Raw genomic sequence first — 20,144 nt, forward strand, 5'->3', positions numbered from 1 at the left:
GTAGCGCCACCGAATCGTTGGCCACCTGATCACAGGTGGCGGACCGGGGCCGGTGACCCCCGGTGCGGGGGTACGCGATCGGGGCCCGGTCGGGCGGCCGAAGCCACTCGTCCGGGCCCCGATCTACGGGACGGATCAGGTCGTGGTCTTGACCGTGATGGTGCCGTCGACGATCTTCTTCTTCGCCGCGTCGAGCTGGGTCTGGATGTCCTTGAGGTGGTCACCCGTGGTGGTCAGGCTGACGCCGCCCTTGGCCAGGGAGTACGTCTGCGTGCCGGTCAGCGGCTTGCCGTCCTTGACGGACTTGACCAGGTCGAAGACGCCGGTGTCGACGTTCTTGACGACCGAGGTCAGGATCGACGCCTTGTACTTGGAGAGCGCCGGGTCCAGGGCCTGGTCGGAGTCGACGCCGATGGCCCAGGCACCCTTCTGGCCGGCGACGGCCTCGATCGCACCGGCACCCGAGCCGCCCGCAGCGGCGAAGATGACGTCGACGCCCTTGTCGAGCATGCCCTTGGCGGCGGCCTTGCCCTTGTCGGGGCTGCCGAAGCCGGACAGGTCCGAACCGGTGGACAGGTACTGGATCTGCACCGTGGCCGCGGGCTTGGTGTCCTTGACGCCCTGCTGGAAACCGGCGGCGAACTTCTTGATCAGCGGAAGGTCCACACCGCCGATGAAGCCGACCTTGCCGTCCTTGGACTTCAGGGCGGCCGCGACACCGGCGAGGTACGAGCCCTGCTCCTCGGTGAAGACGATCGAGTCGACGTTCTTCGCGTCGGCGACGGAGTCGACCAGGCCGAAGTTGACCTTCGGGTACTTGGGGGCGATCTTGTCGACCGCGTCCTTGTACGCGAAGCCGACGGCGATCACCGGGTTGTAGCCACCCTCGGCCAGCGACTGCAGACGCTGCTCGCGGTCGGCGGGGGTCTCACCGTTCTTGGCGGTGAGCTCCTTCGTCTGGGCGTCGAACTCGGCCTTGGCCTTGTCGAGGCCGCGGGCGGCGGAGTCGTTGAACGAGTTGTCGCCACGGCCGCCGACGTCGTAGGCCATGCCGATCTTCATCTGGCCGTCGTCGGAGCTGCTGCTCTCGTCCGACGAGCTGCCGCACGCGGTGGCGGTGAGTGCCAGCGCCGCGGTAACGGCACAAGCTGCGGTGATCTTGGATACCCGGCGCAAGGGAAGGCTCCTTCAAACCTGACCGAAGCGCCTCTTCCGGCGCTGGTTTCGCGGCGATCGTAACGCGCGTAGATGTCAGATAAAGCCCTGTACGGAAGCCGTTATCGGATCGTCGCGAACCGGGGGTGACCTGTCCGGTTACGGATGGTTGCCGTGAAGCAGAGCGGAAGCGGTGAACAGCTCCACCCCTACGGCGATCGCCTCCTCGTCCGCGTCGAAGTTGCCCCGGTGCAGGTCCAGCCCGCGCGTGTCGCCGGGCGTCCGCACCCCGAGCCGCGCCATCGCGCCCGGCACGTGCTCCAGATACCAGGAGAAGTCCTCCCCTCCCAGGCTCTGTTCGGTGTCCTCGATCGCATACGATCCGCGGCGGGCGGACATCGCGCCGGCCAGCAGATCGATCGCGGCCGCGTCGTTCACCACCGGCGGGACACCCCGGATGTAGTTGATCACCGTCTTGGCGCGGTGCATCCCGGCCACCTCGTCGATCGCGGCGTGCACCAGGTCCGGCGCCTCGCGCCACGCCGTCAGGTCCAGGCAGCGAACCGTGCCCGACAGTTCGGCGTGTTGCGGGATGACGTTGCAGGCGTGCCCGGTCTCCAGCCGCCCCCAGGTCAGCGCGAGCCCGGCCCGTGCGTCGGCCCGGCGGGCCAGCAGCGCGGGGACCTCGGTGACCACCTTCGCGGCGGCGGTGACCAGGTCCGTGGTCAGGTGCGGGCGGGCGGTGTGGCCGCCGGGCCCGTCCAGGGACACCTCCAGCCGGTCGCAGGCGGAGGTGATCGCCCCGGCCCGCAGCCCGATCCGCCCCACGTCGACCTTCGGGTCGCAGTGCACCCCGATGATCCGCCCGACACCTTCCAGCACCCCGGACTCGATCGCGTCGGGCGCCCCGCCGGGCAGCACCTCCTCGGCCGGCTGGAAGATCAGCCGCACCGGACTGGGCAGCAGTCCCTGCCGGTCGAGCTCGGCGAGCACGAGGCCGGCGCCGAGGACGGTGGTGGTGTGGACGTCGTGCCCGCAGGCGTGCGCCCGGTCGGGGACGGTGGAGCGGTACGGGACGCCCGCCTTGGTGTCCGGGATCGGCAGCGCGTCGATGTCGGCCCGCAGCGCGAGCATCGGCGGCGTCGACCCGTCCCGCGTCCCGACGTCACACATGAGCCCCGTCCCGGAGGCGAGCACCCGCGGCACGAGCCCGGCCAGCTCCAGCCGGGCCTTGATGGCCGCGGTGGTGCGGAACTCCTGGTTGCCGAGCTCGGGGTGCATGTGCAGATCACGACGGAAGGCGATCAGCTCGGCGCGCAGCGCTTCGGGCAGCGTGCCGGGCAGGGCCTTCTCCGTGAGCGGCTGGGCTTCGCAAACGCGGGACGTCGAGTGGTTCACTGGTGAAGGGTAAGGCTGTTCCCCCTCCAACTGACCATGAAACAAGAAAAGTTCAGCCACATAGACGAATAAATGACCGGGTCACGGCGTGTGGCGCTGCCGCAGCGTGGGTAAACTGCCCGGCCGCCTGGGGCGGTACTGACCCCCGGACCGCGCGACCGGGTGACGCCGACCGGCCGCGTCCACCCCCTCCCTTTTCACGCCTCCGTCGTCACCGCCGTGGCGCGCCAGGGTGCCAGCCGCTGGACGTCGCGGGCCGTCTCCGTGACGCCGGCCAGGAAGCCCTGGGCTCTCGGGGACGCCGTTTCGCGGAGCCATTCCGGGGCGATGTCGCAGACCGCGACCTTGACCTCGGTGCCGACCAGGGCCAGCGGCAGGGTGTGGACCACCGTGGAGGGGAAGCTCAGGACCGTGCGGCCGATGGGGCCGCGGCGGGCGATGAGTTCCAGGGGGAGGTCGGGGCGGACGATCTCCAGACCGGTGGCGGCCTCCAGGGCGTGGAGCTTCTCGGTGGACTCGCGGCGGTGGGCGAAGTAGCGGGTGGCGCCGTGGGTGCGGGCCAGGGCGGCGACCGCCTCCAGGTAGGGGGCGCGGTCGACGACGCCGGTCTCGACCAGTGAGGTGCCGACCAGGTCCGCGCCCTTGGTGAGCAGCGGCGGGCCGAAGCGGGAGCGGGTCCAGGAGAACGTGTTGGGGATGAGGCTGATGCCGGGCGGCGGGATCACCGGCATCGCGGTGAAGAGTTCGACCTCGCGCGCCGCGGACGGGGTGAAGCGGCGGCGGGCGGTGGCCGAGACCGGGGCCAGGGCCAGGTCGCGGGGGCCGGAGCCGCCGCGGCGGTGCCAGCGGGTGAGGCGTTCGCCGCGGGTCATCTGGGTGACGAACTCCATGGTGGCGGTGCCGTCGTCGACCACGGTGAGCCGGCGGGGGCGGACCAGGGTGAGCAGGAGCTGTACGTAACGGGAGAACGGGTCGCCGATGACGATGTGGTCGGCGTTGCGCACGAGCTTGGTGAGGGCGCGCAGCGACTTCAGGGGGGTGCCCGAGTCGCCGCGCGCCTCCTGCCAGCGCACGGTGATGCCCTCGTCGCGGGCCAGCTCCGCCATCCGGCGCAGCTGACCGCGCGACATCGGGTCGACCGGAGGGAGGACGACGACGGTGACGTCCGCGACGACACGGCCGCCGCCTCCCTCTGTGTAGGCCCACTCCAGGACGTTCAGGAGCTGGACCGGGCTCTCGACGAAGGCGAGGTTCACCGGTCTGCCCGTCAGACCGCGACCGGCTCGGCGGCCTGGGCCGTCTCGCCGCTCTCCGCCACGACGCCCGGGACCCGGCGGAGCTTCTTCATCGGGCCGAGCTCCGACTCGTACACCTTCTTGACGCCGTCGCCGAGGGACGCCTCGATGGTGCGGATGTCGCGGACCAGGCGGGTCAGGCCCTGCGGCTCGACGGACGCGGCCTGGTCGGAGCCCCACATGGCGCGGTCGAGGGTGATGTGGCGCTCGACGAACGCGGCGCCGAGCGCGACGGCCGCGAGGGTGGTCTGCAGGCCCGTCTCGTGGCCGCTGTAGCCGATCGGGACGTTGGGGTACTCCTGCTGGAGGGTGTTGATGACGCGCAGGTTCAGCTCCTCGGCCTTCGCCGGGTACGTCGACGTGGCGTGGCAGAGCAGGATGTTGTCCGAGCCGAGGACCTCGACCGCGTGGCGGATCTGGCGCGGGGTCGACATGCCGGTGGAGAGGATCACCGTGCGGCCGGTGGCGCGCAGCGAGCGCAGCAGCTCGTCGTCGGTGAGGGACGCGGAGGCGACCTTGTGGGCGGGGACGTCGAACTTCTCCAGGAAGGCGACGGCCTCGGTGTCCCACGGGGAGGCGAACCAGTCGATGCCGCGCTCGGCGCAGTGCTCGGAGATGGCGCGGTACTCGGTCTCGCCGAACTCGACGCGGTGGCGGTAGTCGATGTACGTCATCCGGCCCCAGGGGGTGTCGCGCTCGATGTCCCACTGGTCGCGCGGGGTGCAGATCTCGGGGGTGCGCTTCTGGAACTTGACGGCGTCGCAGCCGGCTTCGGCGGCCACGTCGATCAGCTTGAGGGCGTTGTCGAGGTCGCCGTTGTGGTTGATGCCGATCTCGCCGGTGACGTAGACGGGGTGGCCGGGGCCCGCGGTGCGGTCGCCGAGTGTGCGCAGTCGGGAGGTGCTCATGAGGGTGTTCCTTACTTACTTGGCGGGGGTGGTGAGGGTGGGAGTGGTGAGGGTGGGGCCCAGCAGCCAGGCCGCGATCTCGCGGACGGCGCCGAAGCCGCCGGGGGTTTTCGTCACGGCGCGCGCGGCGGCGCGTACCGAGTCGTGCGCGCTCGCGACGGCGACGGGCCAGCCGGCGAGTGCGAAGCAGGGGAGGTCGTTGACGTCGTTGCCGACGTACAGGACGCGTTCGGGGGCGATGGACTGCTCGTCGCACCACTGCTTGAGCGCGAGGTCCTTGCGGTCGATGCCGTGCAGGACGGGGACGCGGAGCTTGTGGGCGCGGGCGGCGACGACCGGGTTCTGTTCCGTGGAGAGGATCAGGAGGGGGACGCCCGCCTTGCGCAGGGCGGCGATGCCGAGCCCGTCGCCGCGGTGGACGGCGACGGTCTCGCGTCCGTCGGAGTCGATGAGGACGCGGTCGTCGGTCTGGGTGCCGTCGAAGTCGAGGACGACGGCGTCGATGTCCTCGCGGGTGGGCAGCGGTGCCGGGTCCAGGAGCGGGGCCAGGGCGCGGGCGCGGGCCAGGTCGTGCGGGTCGTCGATCTCCAGGACGCGGGCCGGGTCGGTGCGCACCAGGGCGGTGTGGCCGAAGAAGCGGTGGCGGTGGGTGCGGAAGCCCGCCGCGTCCATCGCGTAGGCGGCGCCCGTTTCGAGGAGGTCCTCGGGACGGTCCTGGCGGCGCGGGCGGACGGCCTTGTCGTGGTTGACGCCGTAGTTGTGGTCCTCGACCGCGCTGCCGTCGCGCCACAGGAAGCCGTGGAACGGGGCGACGGTGACGGCCGTGTCGGCGCCTTCGCGGGCGACCGCGGCGGCGACGCCGTCGATGTCCTCGCGGGCGACGAAGGGGCTGGTGCACTGGACGAGCAGGACGACGTCCACGCTCCGGCCGTGCTCGGCCTCGTACGTGTCCAGCGCGTGCAGGACGGCGGCCTCGCTGGTCGCGGTGTCGCCGGCGATGGCCTCGGGGCGCTGGACGCAGTGCACCCGGGCCGATTCGCCGAGGCTCTCGCCGGCGGCGCGGGCCGCCTGCGCGACGGCCGGGGCGTCGGTCGTCACGACGACGTCCGTCACCTCGCCCGACGCGAGGCAGGCGCGGACCGCGCGGACGACGAGCGGGACACCGCCGACCTGGGCGAGGTTCTTGGCGGGGACGCCCTTGGATCCGCCGCGGGCGGGGATCACGGCGAGCACGGTGGGCTGCTTGGTGGGCTGCGTCATCGCTGCTCCAGGAAGAGTTCCGGTGGTGGTGTTCACAGCTCGCCCATCCGGCGGATGACCGGGGCGACCCGCTGGACGCCGTGGCGGTACGCGCCCCGGGCCGCGTCGCGGACCGCCTCGCGCACCGCTCCCCTGACCCGGCCGGTCTCCCGGGGCCCGGCGGCGCCCGGCAGCGGGTGGCCGTCGGGGGCCAGGTGGTGGCGGGCGAGGATGCCCGGGAGGTAGCCGGGAGCGGTGGCGGGTGTGTAGTAGGGCGCGAGGTCCGGCAGCCGGTCCTGCGCGAGCAGGGCGGTGGCCCGGGCGCGGGCGGTGTCGTAGGCCGTTCCGTAGCTGCCGTCGGCGGCGACGCCCTGGCCGGCCAGCCAGGCGGGGTCGGGCTCCGGGTGGGCGCCGCCGTCGAGGTGGTCCCAGGAGGTGAGCAGGCCGGAGCCGATGAAGTGGTGGTTGCCGAGGGTCTCGCGCACCCCGAGGTCGGTGAGGACGGCGGTGGGGATGCGCCGGTGCAGGGATTCCAGGGCGGCGGTCGAGGAGACGGTGACCAGCAGGTCGGTGCGGTCCAGGACCTCGCCCATGTGCCCGTACACGAGGCGGAAGTTGGGCGGGAGTCCGCCGGGCAGCCGCTCGGCGAGCCGCTGGTAGGGGAGTTCCTCGATGTGCGTGGTGTGCTCGCCCGGCCTGGAGCGCAGCTTCAGGAGCACCTCGCGCCGCGGGTGCAGCCTGGCGTGCTCGACGAGCCTGCGCAGCAGGTACGTACGGTCGGCGCGGGAGGCCGGTACGGAGGGCTGGGCGGCGAACACGACGGTGTCGCGGCCCTGTTCGGGGGTGTGCGGGGCGCCGCCGAGGAACGGCAGGGCGGCCTCCGTGACGGCCGACGCGTCGGCGCCCACTCCCTCGTACACCGCGCGGAAGCGCTCCGCGTCGTGGCGGGAGTTGGCGAGGACGACGTCGGCGCCGTGCCGCAGCAGCAGTCCGTCGGCGAGCTTCTCGTAGACGACGCCGACGTAACCGGTGACGACGACGGGCCGGGCCGGCAGCCGGAGGGCCGCGAGGCCGTGCACCATCGCCTGGACTGCCCCGCCGACGAGGGCGAGGACCACGAGGTCGTACCCCTCGTCCCGCACGGCGTGCAGGAATTCGACGGCCGTCACCTCGCGCACCCGGTCGGTGTCGATGCCGACGTCGCCGACCTCGGCGAGCTGTCGGGGTGTCGGCGTCGCCCGGCCGCGGAGCAGCAGTCCGCTGATCTGCGCGGGCGGCGTGGACGCGCTTCCGTCGCCCGTGGTCAGCCGGCGCGCGGTGAGCGCGCCCCACTTCCATCGGGTGTCGGAGTCGGCGAGGACGGCGACCCGGAGAGCGCTCGTCTTTTCGGTACGTGGGGGCACGTCCCAAAACTTAGGAAGGCATTTCGATGGGCGGCCCAACGCGATGGCAACAGCGGGTTAACAGCCCGCCGACGCTTGGCGAATCACCCTCACAAATGCCCCGCTCCCGGTGAGGAATGGACCTGGTTCATCACTTCGACATTCGTCGTTCACCTGCCGTCCCCATCAGGTCAAGGGCAAATGCCGGACCTCCGCCTAGCGTGTGACGCGTGGTTAAGCTCTCCGTCATCGTGCCGTTCTACAACGTACGGGCCTATGCCCCCGATACCTTGCGAAGTCTGCGGGCCAATGCCCGTGATGATTTCGAATTCATCCTCGTCGACGACTGTTCGACCGACGGGACCCTGGAGATCCTCCGGCGCGCCGAGCTCGAGATCCCGGGTGCCGTCCTGGTCGGACACGAGAGGAACGGGGGCCTGGCCACCGCACGCAACACTGGTATCGACGCGGCGCGCGGCGAGTACCTCACCTTCCTCGACGGCGACGACTGGGTCGTGCCCGGCCACTACGAGCGGCTGCTGGCCGCCATCACGGGGCTGGGATGCGACTTCGTCCGTACGGACCACGTGCAGTTCACGGACCGGGTGCGCACCGTGCACCGGGTCCCGCACGGTCTGCGCGACACCGTCCTGAACCCGCGCGACGTGATCCTGCCGTCCGACCGGTCGACGCCCGTCGACTACGCGTACGCCTGGGCCGGGGCCTATCACCGGCGGCTCGCGGACTCGGGGGTGCTGCGGTTCCGGGACGGGCTGCGCACCGCGGAGGACCGGCCCTGGATCTGGCGGCTGCACCGTGAGGCGGAATCGTTCGCGGTGGTCGGCCTGCCGGGCGTCTTCTACCGGCGCGGGGTGGCGTCCTCGCTCACCCAGATCGGAGATGTGCGCCAGCTGGACTTCATCCGGGCATTCGACCAGGTCCTGGAGGAAACGGCCCGGGATCCGGAGGCGGACCGGCTGCTGCCCAAGGCGGTGCGCACCTATTGCGCGGTCATGGCGCACCACTTGGAATCCATCGAAAGGTTCGAACCAGCAGTGGCCCGGAAATTGCGCTCCATGAGCGCGGCTTCCCTGCGGCGCATGCCGCAGGAAATTCTCGCCGATACGCTGAATTCGCTGGGCGACCGCCGCGCGGGCCAGCTGCGGCGGGTCCGCCGCCGTTCCGTCTCCCGGGAGGTCGCGGCCTGATGCCCGGCAGCACGTACACCGCGCCGGTCGGCCGGTCCACCACCCAGATCTTCTCCGCGTGCACGCAGTACGCGGTCGCCACCCTGGTCGCGGCCCTGCGCGCGGGCCAGTTCGGTCCGCGCTCCGAGCACCGGCGCATCCTCGTCGTGAGCGACACCTCGCCCTCCCCCGAGCTGGGGACCCCACTGCACCGGCGGCCCGGATTCGAGCAGTTGGCGTCCGAGTTCGACACGGTGCGGTCCTGGAACGACTTCATCCGGCCGTTCCACCCCGCCGGCTGGTCGCCCCGGGAGCAGGACGCCTCGCTCTGGGAGCGGGCCGTGCGGCAGGCCTGGGACCTCGGCGACGAACCGGTCGAGATCGCCTGCGAGTCCATCCAGGCCAACCCCGCCCAGGCCCTCACCACGGTCTTCGGCGACAGCCCGGTGCACATCTACGCCGACGGGCTGATGAGTTACGGACCGACCCGCAGCAAGCTCGACCAGCTGGTCGGCACCCGCATCCGCCGGCTGCTCCACCTGGACCTGGTACCGGGCCTGCGGCCGCTGCTGCTCACCGAGTTCGGCGTGGAGCCGGAGATCGTGCCGACGGACGTCTTCCTGAAGGTGCTGGGCGAACTCCCGGGGCCGGCGGACCTGCCCGACGACGACGGGGGCCCCGGACCGGCGCTGCTGCTCGGCCAGTACCTCTCCACGCTGGGCATCCTCACGCCCCAGCAGGAGGAGGACCTGCACGCGCGGATGCTGCGCGGGTCCGTCGCCCTCGGCCACCGCCGGGTCGTCTTCAAGCCGCACCCCAGCGCGCCGGCCCACTGGGCGCGGGCGCTGGAGCTGGAGGCGGAGCGGCTCGGCGCCGAACTCACCGTGCTCGACAGCCCGGTCCTGGCCGAGACACTGTTCGACACCATGCGTCCCGCGCTGGTCGTCGGCTGCTTCTCCACCGCGCTGCTGACCGCCGCCTCGTTCTACGGGCTCCCGGTCGCCCGCGTCGGCACCGGCCCGCTGCTGGAGCAGCTCACCCCGTACCAGAACAGCAACCGCGTCCCCCTGACGATCGTCGACGCGCTGCTGCCCGACCTGGAGGACCCGGCCGCGGTCACCGGCTGGTCGCTGCCGTCCGCCGAGGAGGTCCGGGGCGAGCCCACGGGTCTCCTCGCCGCGGTCGGGTACGCCATGCAGCCGCAGATCCAGGCCGCGCTGCGCCCCGACGCCGAGCGCTACCTCAGCCGGCACCACGACAGCCTCTGGCGCTACTTCAAACGGCGCCGGCTGACCGCACTGGGCCTGCCCGGCGCCATCCCCGCACAGCTCGCGTTCATCCCGCGCAACGCGACGGTCCGCCGGCTCGCCCGCAAGGCCCGCACCCTGAAGCGGGCCGCGGCGGGCTGACGCGGGGGCGGGTGGGCGCCGCGTGGGGGCCCGCGCGGCGTCGGGGGCGGAAACCACGGAGCACAGGTCGACGACAGGCCCCGCCGCGGAGCGGCGGGGCCTGTCTACCGCTGTGGAGCGGTGAGGGCGAACCAGCCGGGTTCGGGTTCGGTCAGAAGACCCCGGTCGACGAGGCGGCGGCACGCGCTCAGCAGCGTGGCGTCGTCGGGAAAGGGCGGAGTGCCCCGGCTCGTCCCGGCCCGGCCCAGCCTCCAGACGTCGAAGGCCTCGTGCCCGTTCGGCAGGAGATCCACATCGATCTCCGTGCCGTCCGGGGCCAGGAGCAGGCAGCCCCGTCCGTGCACCGAGTAGGCGAACCCTTCGGCCGTCCGGCCCCGGCGGGGAAGGCCGCCCGACCGTACGCCGCTCAGGACAGCCGCCAGCCCGGAGAACTCCGGGTACTCGCACAGCAGGCCCTGCCTGATGCGGCGCAGGTCCGCCAGGAACGCGGCGACCGTGGCCTCCGCCTCCTCCCCGGTACCGCTCATCTGCGCCGCCCTCTGCGGTTCGTGGGAAAGTCCCGGCCGACCTCGACCGCCGACCAGATCACCTGATCCACATCCTTGTAGCCGTAGGCCTGCACCTCTTCGAGGCTGAGCGAACGGTACTGGACATCGATCCCGGCCTTCTTGGCGGCGGCGACCCTGTGGTGTCCGTTGATCACATACTTGCGGTCATTGTGTTCAAGGACCTCGATGGGGTCCCCGCTCCATCCGTCGCGGCTCATGCTGTCGGCGATCTCGTCCACATGCTGCCGGGAGAACGCGCCTTCCAGCGATTCCGTGCGCTCCAGCGTATGGGGGCTGGCCGAAAGACAGTTGTGAACCAGAACCGGCGTGGCCCCCGCCGCCACATAGTACGTATGCGCCCGGGCCACGCTCAGGTTGTAGACCGCCGCCTGCTGGGTCCAGGCGCGGACCGCGGCCACCTGGACGCGGGTGCCGGAGCCGGTCTCCAGCCACTGGCCCGGCTTCAGTTCCCCGGCCTTCAGCCACTTGCGGGCGGACGGGACCCAGAACGGGTGGCCGGCGGTCGCGGTCAGGGTGTCGGTCGCCTCGCCCCTGTCGCCGTCCGTGTCGAGGGTCAGGCGGACCAGTTTCTTCTGGCCCTTCCCCTTGATGGTGGCCGTGACCTCCTGGGTCGAGGTCTTCCCGGTGGTGGGGTCGGTGGCCCGGACCCGGTCGCCCGCCTCGACCCGTTCGATCGGTTGCCGGCTGCCGTCGGCCATCAGCACGTCGGTACCCGGCACGAAGCTGTTGCCCACCAGGTCCGAGGCGAGCTGGGCGCATTCAACCGCCGACTCGACGCGGTCCAGGGTGTCGTCGGCCTTCTTCGCGGCCTTCGCGATGTCGTCCGCGTACTTCGCGGCCTTCGTCGCCATCCGGCCCGCCTTGGCCGCCCGGACCGCGCCCGCGCCGACTCCGCCGAGGGCGACACCGGCCACCGTCGCGACGGCCCAGGCGCAGGCCTCCATGTCGCCGGTGGTGACGCAGTCCCTGATGTCGTTGAAGCCCGTGACGTCCCCGACGACGTTGCCGACCGTCTTGACGCCCTCCCACACCGCGCCCCAGTCCACGGAGTCACGGACCGTCTCGACGACGGCGCCGACCTGTTCGACCACGGCCTCGCGGATGGCGTCCGTCGCCTTCGCCACGTCCGCGATCACGTTCCTGGCCGCGCCGACGAGGATTGCCGGCAGATTGGGATCGGCCGTCACGATCGCCTTGGCCACCGCCATGAGCGGCCGGGCCGCGGCCACGATGTCGGGGATCGGGTTGTGCTTCGCGACGAACGCCGCCGCCTCCCGGGCCTTGCGGCTGACCGCGGCCCGTGTCTCGTGGTAGATCCGGCGCGCCTCGGCCGCCTTCTCCCGGGCCCATTGGGTGGCCCCGGTACTGCGTCCGACGCTCTTGGCGATCCGCACACCGGCGTCGACGATCGTCTTGAGGCCGGACTTGCGGTAGATGTAGCTCGCCACCTTGCCCGCGTAGCTGAGGGCCTTGCGCAGGGCGGAGACGGGATGGCGGACCGTGTAGACGACCGCCTTCACGATGGTCTTGGCCGTCTTGACGGCGGCCCGGACGTACTTGTTGTTCTTGACCTTGTTGTACGCCTTCTTGCACCAGCCGCAGCTGGGCCAGTGCCCGTCCGGGTCGGAGTAGTCCATCGGTGAACCCGCGCCGTAGGTGTACCGGTTGGCGAGGACCGAGGCTCCGGAGGCGTAGGTGTAGGAGTCCCTGGAGTCGAACGCCCCGGTGGCGGGGTCGTACCAGCGCGCCCCCATGTTCACCTGCTCGGTGTCAGGGTCGGTCCAGTCGCCCTGGTAGCCGGCGTTGCCCGCGGTGCCCGGCTGCCCCGCGTTCTCCGCGGACGGCTGCCCGAACGGGTCGAAGGCCGTGGAGCCGGTCAGCGCGGTGGCCGAGCCGTCGGTCGCCGACAGGTCTCCGACCACGTCCCCGTGCTTGTCCGAGACCGTGAACTGCGCCGCTCCGGTGCCCTCGGCGACCGAGAGCAGTTCGTCGGACGGACCCCTGCCATAGGTGGAGTTGTTGTCCTTGACCGGGTCGGGGGCGAGGCCCGCGTAGCTGAAGTCCGCCCCGTCGCGGGAGGCCACCCGGTCCAGGGAGTCGTAGGTGTACTCGGTGCCGGACTCCCCCGCCTTCGTCAGGCGGTCGAAGGCGTCGAAGGTGAACTCCTCCGTCATCCCGGAGCTGGTGCGACCGGCCAGGGTGCCGCGCGGGGTGTGGTCGTAGGTGTAGTCCCCGTCCGACAGCAGCCGGTTGCGTTCGTCGAAGGTGGCGGTCTTGTCGCCGTTGCGGGTCCGGTTGCCGCTGTCGTCCCAGCCGTACTCGGTGGTGGTGCCGTTCTCGGTCCAGGAGGTGAGGCGTCCGGCGTCGTCGTAGCCGTAGGTGTTCTCCCCGGCTCCGGTCGTGCCGGTGGTCTCCTTGGAGGTGAGGTGGTCGTCGGTGTCGTATCCGTAGTCGGTGGCCGCGATGGTGGCGCCGCCGCTGTTCCTGACGGTGTCCGTGTCGATCCGGCCCAGCTCGTCGTAGTCGAAGGTGCGGGACTGGCCGGCGCCGTAGCCGATCTCCTTGACGGACCCCGCCCCGTCGTAGCGGTAGGTCTGGGCGGCGCCGGTCAGCGGGTCCGTGGCCGAGGTCAGCTGTCTGCGGACGTAGCCGAAGTCGGCCGTGCCGGCGGCGTCCGTGCGGGAGGTGAGGAGGCCGTCGGAGTCGTAGGTGTAGGTCGCGTCGCCGGACGGCCCCTTCGCCTCGGTCAGCGAGCCGCGGTCGTTGTACGCGTAGGTGTTGTCGCCCTCGGGGGACGAGGCCTTCGTCAGCCGGCCCGACGCGTCGTAGCCGAAGGTCTTCTCCGCGGTGGCGGCCTCGGCGCCGCTGCCGGTCTCGTGGACGAGGAGGCCGGCCCGGTCGTATCCGCGGGTCCGGACCACACCGCCGGGTGCGGTGACCTGCACGGCCTGGCCCGCGGCGTCGTACGCGGTGGTCCAGGTGCGGTCCTGCGGTGCCGGGTCGCGGCCGGTCTCCGGTTCGACGACGGACTCGGGCAGGCCGAGGGTGTTGACCGTGTAGAGGGTCTTGTTGCCGCGGCCGTCGGTGTAGCGGGTGCGGTTGCCGAGCGCGTCGTACCCGAAGGAGGTGGTGACGGAATCGGTCGCGGAGACCGGTTCGCTCTGGCCGGTCAGCCGGCCGAGGGCGTCGTAGTCGTAGCGGGTGGTGCGGCCCAGCGGGTCGGTGGAGGTGGTGAGGTTGCCGGCGGTGTCGTAGCCGTAGTCGACCTTGCGCAGCGGGCTGTTGTCCGTGTCCAGGTCGGAGTCCTGCACGAGTTGGCCGAAGGCGTCGAAGAGCTTGGCCGAGGTGCGGCCCATACCGTCGGTGCTGCGGACCTCGCGCCCGCTCATGTCGTAGCCGAGCTGGGTGACCACCCCGCCGGGGTCGGTCGCCCGGGTGAGCTGTCCGAGACTGTCGTAGCCGTAGAGGCTGACGCCGCCGCCGGGTGCGGTCTGCCTGACCACGTTGCCCGCGTCGTCGTACTCGTTGCGGGTGGTGAACGCGCCGGGCTGCGGGGTGCGTTCGATCGTGGTGGTGGTGACGGGCCGGTCCAGGTCGTCGTACGTCGTCTCGGCGCGGGCACCGTCCGGGCCGGTGACGGTGAGGAGTTCACCGGTGCGGGTGTAGGTGTACGCCCACCGGGCGTGCTCGTCGTCCGTGCCGACGGGCACGTCCTTGGTGGTGAGCCGGTTCTGCCGGTCGTAGCCGAACTCGGTGACCCGGCCGAGCGGGTCGGTCGCGGTGACCACGTTGCCCAGCGCGTCGTAGCTCCGCGAGGTCGTCGGGGTGACCGTCCCGGTGGTGCCGGGCGCCCGGTAGTCGGGTGCGGTGGCGGTGAGGGCGCGCCCCAGCCGGTCGTAGGTGGTGCGGTTGGTGTTGCCGGCCGCGTCGACGGACTCGGTGACCGCGCCGAAGCTGTCGTAGCCGGTGTAGGTGGTGGGCCGGGAGGTGACGGGGGCCGAGCCGCCCGACTCGGTCGCCACGGCGGGCGCGGTGGCCGAGAGGGGGCGGCCGACCTCGTCGTAGGCGTAGTCGGTGCGGTGGCCCGCCGGGTCCGTGCGGGCGGTGACGAGTCCGCGCTGGTCGTAGGCGTAGACCGTGGCGCGGCTCTCGGTGCCGTTCTGGACGATCTCCTGCTCGGCGTTGCCCGCGTTGTCGTAGACGTAACGGACGGTCTCGGGCGTGGCACTCGTGGGCCACGGCACGTTGGACGGGGCGCCGTTGGACGCGGTGGTCTCCACGTTGCCCGCGAGGTCGTAGCTGTACGTGGTCCGGCGGGCGAGCCCGGACGGGTCGGTGACCTCGGACTTGGTGCGACCGACCGCGTCGTAGGTGTACGCGGTGACGAGCTTGCCGTTGTCCGCCGTCTCGGTCAGGACGTTGCCCGCACCGTCGTAGGTGTTGGACTCGACGACGATGTCCCGCCGGGTGCCGTCCGGGTCGTGGAAGCCCTTGAGGGTCATGGACTTGAGGAGGTCGTCGCCGAAGTACTCGTAGACGAGGTCGCGCCCCATCGCGTCGGTGTTGCGGACGACCCGGCCGCCCATGTCGTACGCGTACGACTGCACGACGGTGTAGTCCGGGTTCCCGCCGTCGTCGTCCCAGTCGCGCATCCGGGTCTCGGCCATCATGTTGCGCGCGGTGTAGACGTAGTCGAAGTGGTTGCCGTTGGCGTCCACCATCGAGGTCTTGTTGCCGAGCGCGTCGTAGCCGTAGGTGGTCTCGCTGCCCTCGGCGTCGGTCACCTTCTCCGGCCGCCCGTACGCGTCGTGCTCGAAGGTCATCACCCGGGGGGCGTCACCGCCGAGCACGTCGCTGACCTCGGTGCGCACGGTGTTGCCGTCGGCGTCGTAGCCGGTGACGGTGCGCTGCTGGTGCTGCGTGCGGGTGACGACGTTGGTGGCGGCGGGTTCGGTGGTGGAGACGAGCCGGGACAGCTTGTCGTAGGCAAGGGTGACGGTGGCACCGGCGGGCTGGGCGTCCGAGACGGCCGTCTCGGTGAGTTTGCGGCCCAGGGCGTCGTAGGTGAACTTCGTGACCAGGCCCGAGGGTTCGGTGACCTGGGCGAGGTCGCCGGTGGTGAAGTAGAGGTAGCGGGTGACCTTGCCGCGCGGGTCGGTCGAGGTCAGCGGGAGGCCGGTGGGCGCGTTGCCGCCGCCGACGGCCGGTTCGGCGCCCGTGGTGTAGGTGTTCCTGACGGTGCCGCCGTCGGCCGCCGTCTGCAGGGTGAGCAGTCCTCGTGTGTCGTACTGGAACTGGGTGCGGTAGCGGGTGTCGGTGGGTCCTGAGGAGCGGCCGTCCAGGGTCTGCGAGGGCTGGTCGGCGCGCAGGTCGATGTCGCCGGCCGGGGTGGGGAAGGTGGTGTACGTGGTCTGGCAGTCGTCCTTGGTCCGGCAGGTGGTGCGGCTGGTGACGTTGCCCCGGTCGTCGTAGCCGAGGGTGACCCGGTCGCCGTTCTCGCTGGTGATGCCGGTCTGGAAGCCGTTGTCGTCGTAGGCGAAGAGGCGGATGGCCACTCCGTCGGCGGGGTGCCGGATGAAGTCGGGTTCGCTGCCGCCGTCGCCGGGCGGGTTGGTGCAGAAGGCCGGGTCGCCCGGGTCGGGTTCGGTGCAGACCTCCGCCGGCGGGTCGGTGTCCGACGGGCTCGGCGACGGGCCGGACTCGCGGGCGCCGAGCGCCATCGGTTCGCCGTAGCGCAGCATCCGGGAGGTCAGGCCGTCGTACTCGTAGAAGTACGGCGAGTCCGCCGGGTCGTGGACCTCGACGGTGCGGCGCAGGTCCGTGTCGTTGCCGAAGACGGCGGGGGTGCCGATCTTCCAGGTCCCGCCGTTGCGGTCGGTGTACTCCTGGACGCGGTCGCGGGCGGTGTCGTACGTGACCTCGGACGCGGTGCGGCCGGAGGGCAGCGTCGTCCGGGTCAGGACGTCGGCGGTACGGGTGCCCTCGCGGTAGTGGCCCGCGACGGCCGTCGCGCCCAGCGGGTGGTGGTAGACGGCGACGTCGTCGATGGTGCCGGCGAAGGAGCGGGCCGCGGTGCTGCCCCAGCCGGGCCAGGAGGCGGGTGTGGTGGCGTGGGCGGCGCCGATCTGGTTGTGGGTGAGGTCGCCGGCGACGAGCTGCTTGCCGGTGAGGGTGCCGGAGAGCTTCCCGTCCAGGTAGAGGCTCTGGGTGGAGCCGGAGGCGGAGAGGACGGCGTGGTGCCACTTGCCGTCGTTGACGTTCTTGGTGAGGTCGGTGATCGGGGCGGCGGTCCCGGTCCAGAACTGGCCGCGCAGCTTGCCGTCGTTGCCGACGTACAGGGCGGGCACACCGGTCCCCGGGGCGGTCCCCCACGCCTTGTTCTGGTAGCCGAGGAGCGGCCCGCCGACGCCGGTGGCGGGTGTCTTGAACCACACCTCGACGGCCGCGTCGCGGCTCTTCTTGAGGGTGCCGGAGGGCAGCGTGACGCGGGAGGTGCTGCCGTTGAAGCCGGCCGCGGTGCCCGGGTCGCCGGGTATCGCCCCGGCGGCACCGAGGGTGACGTCGGTGGAGGTGCCGCGGTCCTTGGCGAGGTTGGCCTCCACCGCGCTGTCGGCCGCGGTTCCCTCGGCCTCGCCCAGCTTCCAGTAGGACTCGGGGCGGGAGTCGAGGACGGTACTGGCGTAGTGGCTGCCGGTTCCGTACGCGTAGCGGGTGCAGCCGCCGGCCGGGTCGCAGACCGTGTCGAGCAGATCGCCGGTGTAGGTGTACGACCAGGTGAGCGGGGCGCCGTTGACGGGGTTGGTCGACACCGCGGTGACGTGGGAGCCGGTCCAGGTGAAGGTCAGCGCGCGGCCGCTGCGGGGATGCGCGGCGCTCTGGATCCTCCCGCCGGACCAGGTGTACGTGACCACGTTCGACGAGGCGTCCGTGATCTTCGCGAGCAGGCCGCCGGTGCTGAAGTCGTAGCTGGTGCCGGACTTGTCCTGGAGCCGGTAGGTGCCGGCCGTGGCGTCGAGGGTGAGCTTGGCGTACCGGCCGGGCGGCGGGGCGAAGGTGCCGTCCGGGTTCTTCCCGAAGCGGACGTCCTGGCCGTCGGGGTAGCGGATGACGACGTTGCCGCTGCCGTCGTCGTCGGGGGTGAGCCGCATGTCGTACCGGGTCGACCAGCCCGCGCCGAAGGCGAGGTCACGCCTCGGGTCGAGGCTGTTGTACGTGCGGACGAGGGTCAGGTCGGGCCCGGTCGTGGTGAGGGAGGCGTCGATCGCGGATGAGGTGAAGTTCCCGGCGTTCGGGTCGAACTCCTTGCCGGGTGCCTCGGACAGCCGTGAGGTGATCTCGGGCTGCGGCACGGCGGCGACGAGGGCGACCTGCGCGGTGGGGACCTCGTTGGAGGCGTCCTTGACGAAGCCGCGCCACAGGTAGGTGGTGCCCCACTTCAGCCGGCCGGCCGGGACGGGGTAGGCGGACGCCGTCTGGTAGGCGGAGGTGGTGCAGCCGGTCGGCTTGCCGTCCTTGTCCGCCTGGCAGATCTCGTACTTGTACTGGAGGGCGGAGCCGGGCGGGGCGTCGATGTCGACGCCGGCGGCCCACAGCTGCGGGGTGAGGGTCTGGGCCTGGTAGCCGTTGGGCGGGAACTGCTCCTTGACCACCGGGGCGATGTCGAAGACCTGGAGGGTGAGCCGGCCGGGCGGTACCTGTTCGTCGGTGAAGACCTTGCCGCCGGTGCGGACCATGGTGAAGTCGAGCAGGTACGTGCCCGGGGGCAGCGCCTTGATGGTGGCGTCGAGGGTGGTCTTCGCCCCGTGGGCGACACTGCCGGTGAGGTTGGCGGTCCGCTGCTGGGTGACCAGCTTGCCCTTGGCGTCGTACGCGCGGTACGCGAGGTAGTAGGTGCCGGGGGTCCACGTCTCGGCGCCGGTGTTCGTGACCGTGACCTTGACCTTGCCGGCCTGGTTCTGGAGCACCGGCGGGTCGGGGACGGGCTTGGGGAAGGCGTACGTGGCGCTGTACGGGGAGTGCGTGACGAACAGCTTCGGCGGGTTCGCGGTGGCGTGGCCGGTGAGCTTCTTGAAGGAGAGGCTGTCGGTCGCCGAGGCGCGCAGCGACAGTCCGTTGTTGGCCTGGGTGCCGTCGGCCCAGCGCTGGACCAGGTCGCGGCCGCCCCTGCCGAGGTCGAAGAGCTCCCCGGCCGCGGGGCAGTTGGACTTCGAGGCGCCGAAGGCGACGTGTCCGTACGCGAACGACCTGGTGGCGAGCGCCCCGCCGACCGAGGGGCCCGGGTAGGCCGTGCCGGTGCCCGCCGCCCAGGACTGGGTCACCGGGTGGACGGAGACCGGCCGCGCCTTGCAGGAGGCGGAGTCGAAGTTCACGATCTGGAGCTGCGCCCCGAAGATCCGGTGGTTGCGCAGCCGCTCGTCGAGGCCGGGGAAGCCGAGGTAGGAGGCGGTCGCGCCGGACGGACCGCGGCCGACCTGGAGTTCGTCGGTGCCGACCACGGAGGGGCCGCCGTCCCTCACGTACATGGAGGTGGACGCGGCGCCGGTCTCGACGGACGGGTCGACGCGGACGGGGAAGGCCCGGTCCGGGTCGGTGAGCCAGTCGCGGTCGGCGTTCACCTTCAGGGCCGGGCCTTCGTCCCCTTCGACGAGCGTGTAGCGGACGGCGTACGAGGTGGCGCCGCGGGCGTCCGTCATGAACCCGGCCGGGATGACGGCCCTGGTGCGGCCGTCGGACCCGGTGAGCACGACCGAGCCGTCCCGGACGGTGGCGTCGAGGCCGTCGAGGTCCAGCGGGAAGACGTACTCGGCCGGGGCGGCGGCGGAGTTCAGGACCAGGGTCTCCTTGACCCCGCCGGCCTGCGAGTCCAGCCACAGATCGGTGCCGGGCAGGACCTGCCGGTAGCTGACCCGGCTGCCGTCCGCCTTTCCGGGTGCGGGCGCGGCGCCCCTCAGCGCGTAGGAGAAGGACTCGCCCGTCGGGAGGGTGAGGGCGGCGAGCCGCGGGGCGTCGGCGCGGGCGGCGAGGTGGAGGCGGACGGAGTCTGCGGTGTTGGTCCATCCGGCGACGCCCTCGCCCGCGCGGGCGGTGTTCCCGCGTCCGGTCAGCCCTGGCTCGATCGGCTGCCAGTCGCCTTTGCCGTCACGGTAGTTGAGGGGCGTGGGGGAGATCTCGGTGGTGCGGGTGCCGTCCTGGTTGGCGTACGTGCGGCTGCGGGCGTCGCGCTCGGCGACGAGCTCCGTGCTGGTCGCGCGGTCGAATCCGGTGGCCGCGGCGGCGGGCGGCGCGGTGACCTCGGCGATATTGGGCCGGACCGCCGGCCGGGCGGTCCGCGGGGGCTCCAGCGGGTACTTGGCCCGTGTCGACGTCGGTGACTCGGTGTTGCCGGGTCCGCCTGCCACGTGGCTGCGCCCTTCGGCGCTCCCCCACTGCTGACCGGGACCCCTGGCCGCGTCGGGCCGGTCCGGGAAGAGCGGGAACCCGCTTCCGGCCAGGGCCAGTGAGCCCACGGCCAGCGTCACGGCGACGGCGAGACCGACCGCCGTGCCCCAGATCCCGCGTACCGCGCGAAGCATCAGCAGACGACGCGCGATTCTCCGGTACGC

10 protein-coding genes are annotated in these 20,144 nt (G+C 71.8%); 2 read left to right on the forward strand and 8 right to left on the reverse strand.

The features are described 5' to 3' along the window. Window positions 1-135: 135 nt before the first annotated feature. The 6 genes from OG521_15040 to OG521_15065 all read right to left on the reverse strand — a co-directional run bounded on the left by OG521_15040 (window position 136) and on the right by OG521_15065 (window position 7,398). A complete protein-coding gene (locus OG521_15040) occupies window positions 136-1,176 on the reverse strand; it encodes a BMP family ABC transporter substrate-binding protein (protein WUW22038.1) in 1,041 nt (346 codons plus the stop codon). 138 nt (window positions 1,177-1,314) lie between these two features. Continuing rightward, entirely contained in the window at window positions 1,315-2,553 is a 1,239-nt protein-coding gene (locus OG521_15045; GenBank protein WUW22039.1) for an amidohydrolase, read from the reverse strand. A 197-nt stretch (window positions 2,554-2,750) separates the two neighbouring features. Continuing rightward, window positions 2,751-3,809 (reverse strand): hypothetical protein, encoded by a 1,059-nt coding sequence (locus OG521_15050; GenBank protein ID WUW22040.1) that lies wholly within the window; start codon window positions 3,807-3,809, stop codon window positions 2,751-2,753. 11 nt (window positions 3,810-3,820) lie between these two features. Beyond that, entirely contained in the window at window positions 3,821-4,756 is a 936-nt protein-coding gene (locus tag OG521_15055; protein ID WUW22041.1) for an N-acetylneuraminate synthase family protein, read from the reverse strand. A 15-nt stretch (window positions 4,757-4,771) separates the two neighbouring features. Beyond that, a complete protein-coding gene (locus OG521_15060) occupies window positions 4,772-6,016 on the reverse strand; it encodes an acylneuraminate cytidylyltransferase (GenBank protein ID WUW22042.1) in 1,245 nt (414 codons plus the stop codon). A gap of 32 nt (window positions 6,017-6,048) precedes the next feature. Continuing rightward, entirely contained in the window at window positions 6,049-7,398 is a 1,350-nt protein-coding gene (locus OG521_15065; GenBank protein WUW22043.1) for a hypothetical protein, read from the reverse strand. 209 nt (window positions 7,399-7,607) lie between these two features. On the opposite strand from OG521_15065, the gene OG521_15070 reads away from it, so the two are divergent. Beyond that, a complete protein-coding gene (locus OG521_15070) occupies window positions 7,608-8,585 on the forward strand; it encodes a glycosyltransferase (protein ID WUW22044.1) in 978 nt (325 codons plus the stop codon). Then, window positions 8,585-9,973 carry an alpha-2,8-polysialyltransferase family protein gene (locus tag OG521_15075; protein WUW22045.1) on the forward strand — a complete coding sequence of 463 codons (1,389 nt, stop codon included), beginning with the start codon at window positions 8,585-8,587 and terminating at the stop codon, window positions 9,971-9,973. The genes OG521_15070 and OG521_15075 overlap by 1 nt, the downstream gene beginning before the upstream one ends. A 104-nt stretch (window positions 9,974-10,077) precedes the next feature. Here OG521_15075 and OG521_15080 read toward each other — a convergent pair whose 3' ends face one another. Further along, entirely contained in the window at window positions 10,078-10,500 is a 423-nt protein-coding gene (locus OG521_15080) for a hypothetical protein (GenBank protein WUW22046.1), read from the reverse strand. Beyond that, window positions 10,497-20,114, reverse strand: coding sequence for a polymorphic toxin-type HINT domain-containing protein (locus OG521_15085; GenBank protein ID WUW22047.1), 9,618 nt, complete (start codon window positions 20,112-20,114; stop codon window positions 10,497-10,499). The genes OG521_15080 and OG521_15085 overlap by 4 nt, the downstream gene beginning before the upstream one ends. Between the last annotated feature and the right edge of the window lie 30 nt (window positions 20,115-20,144).

The organism is Streptomyces sp. NBC_01463, assembly GCA_036227345.1.
GTDB lineage: Bacteria > Actinomycetota > Actinomycetes > Streptomycetales > Streptomycetaceae > Streptomyces.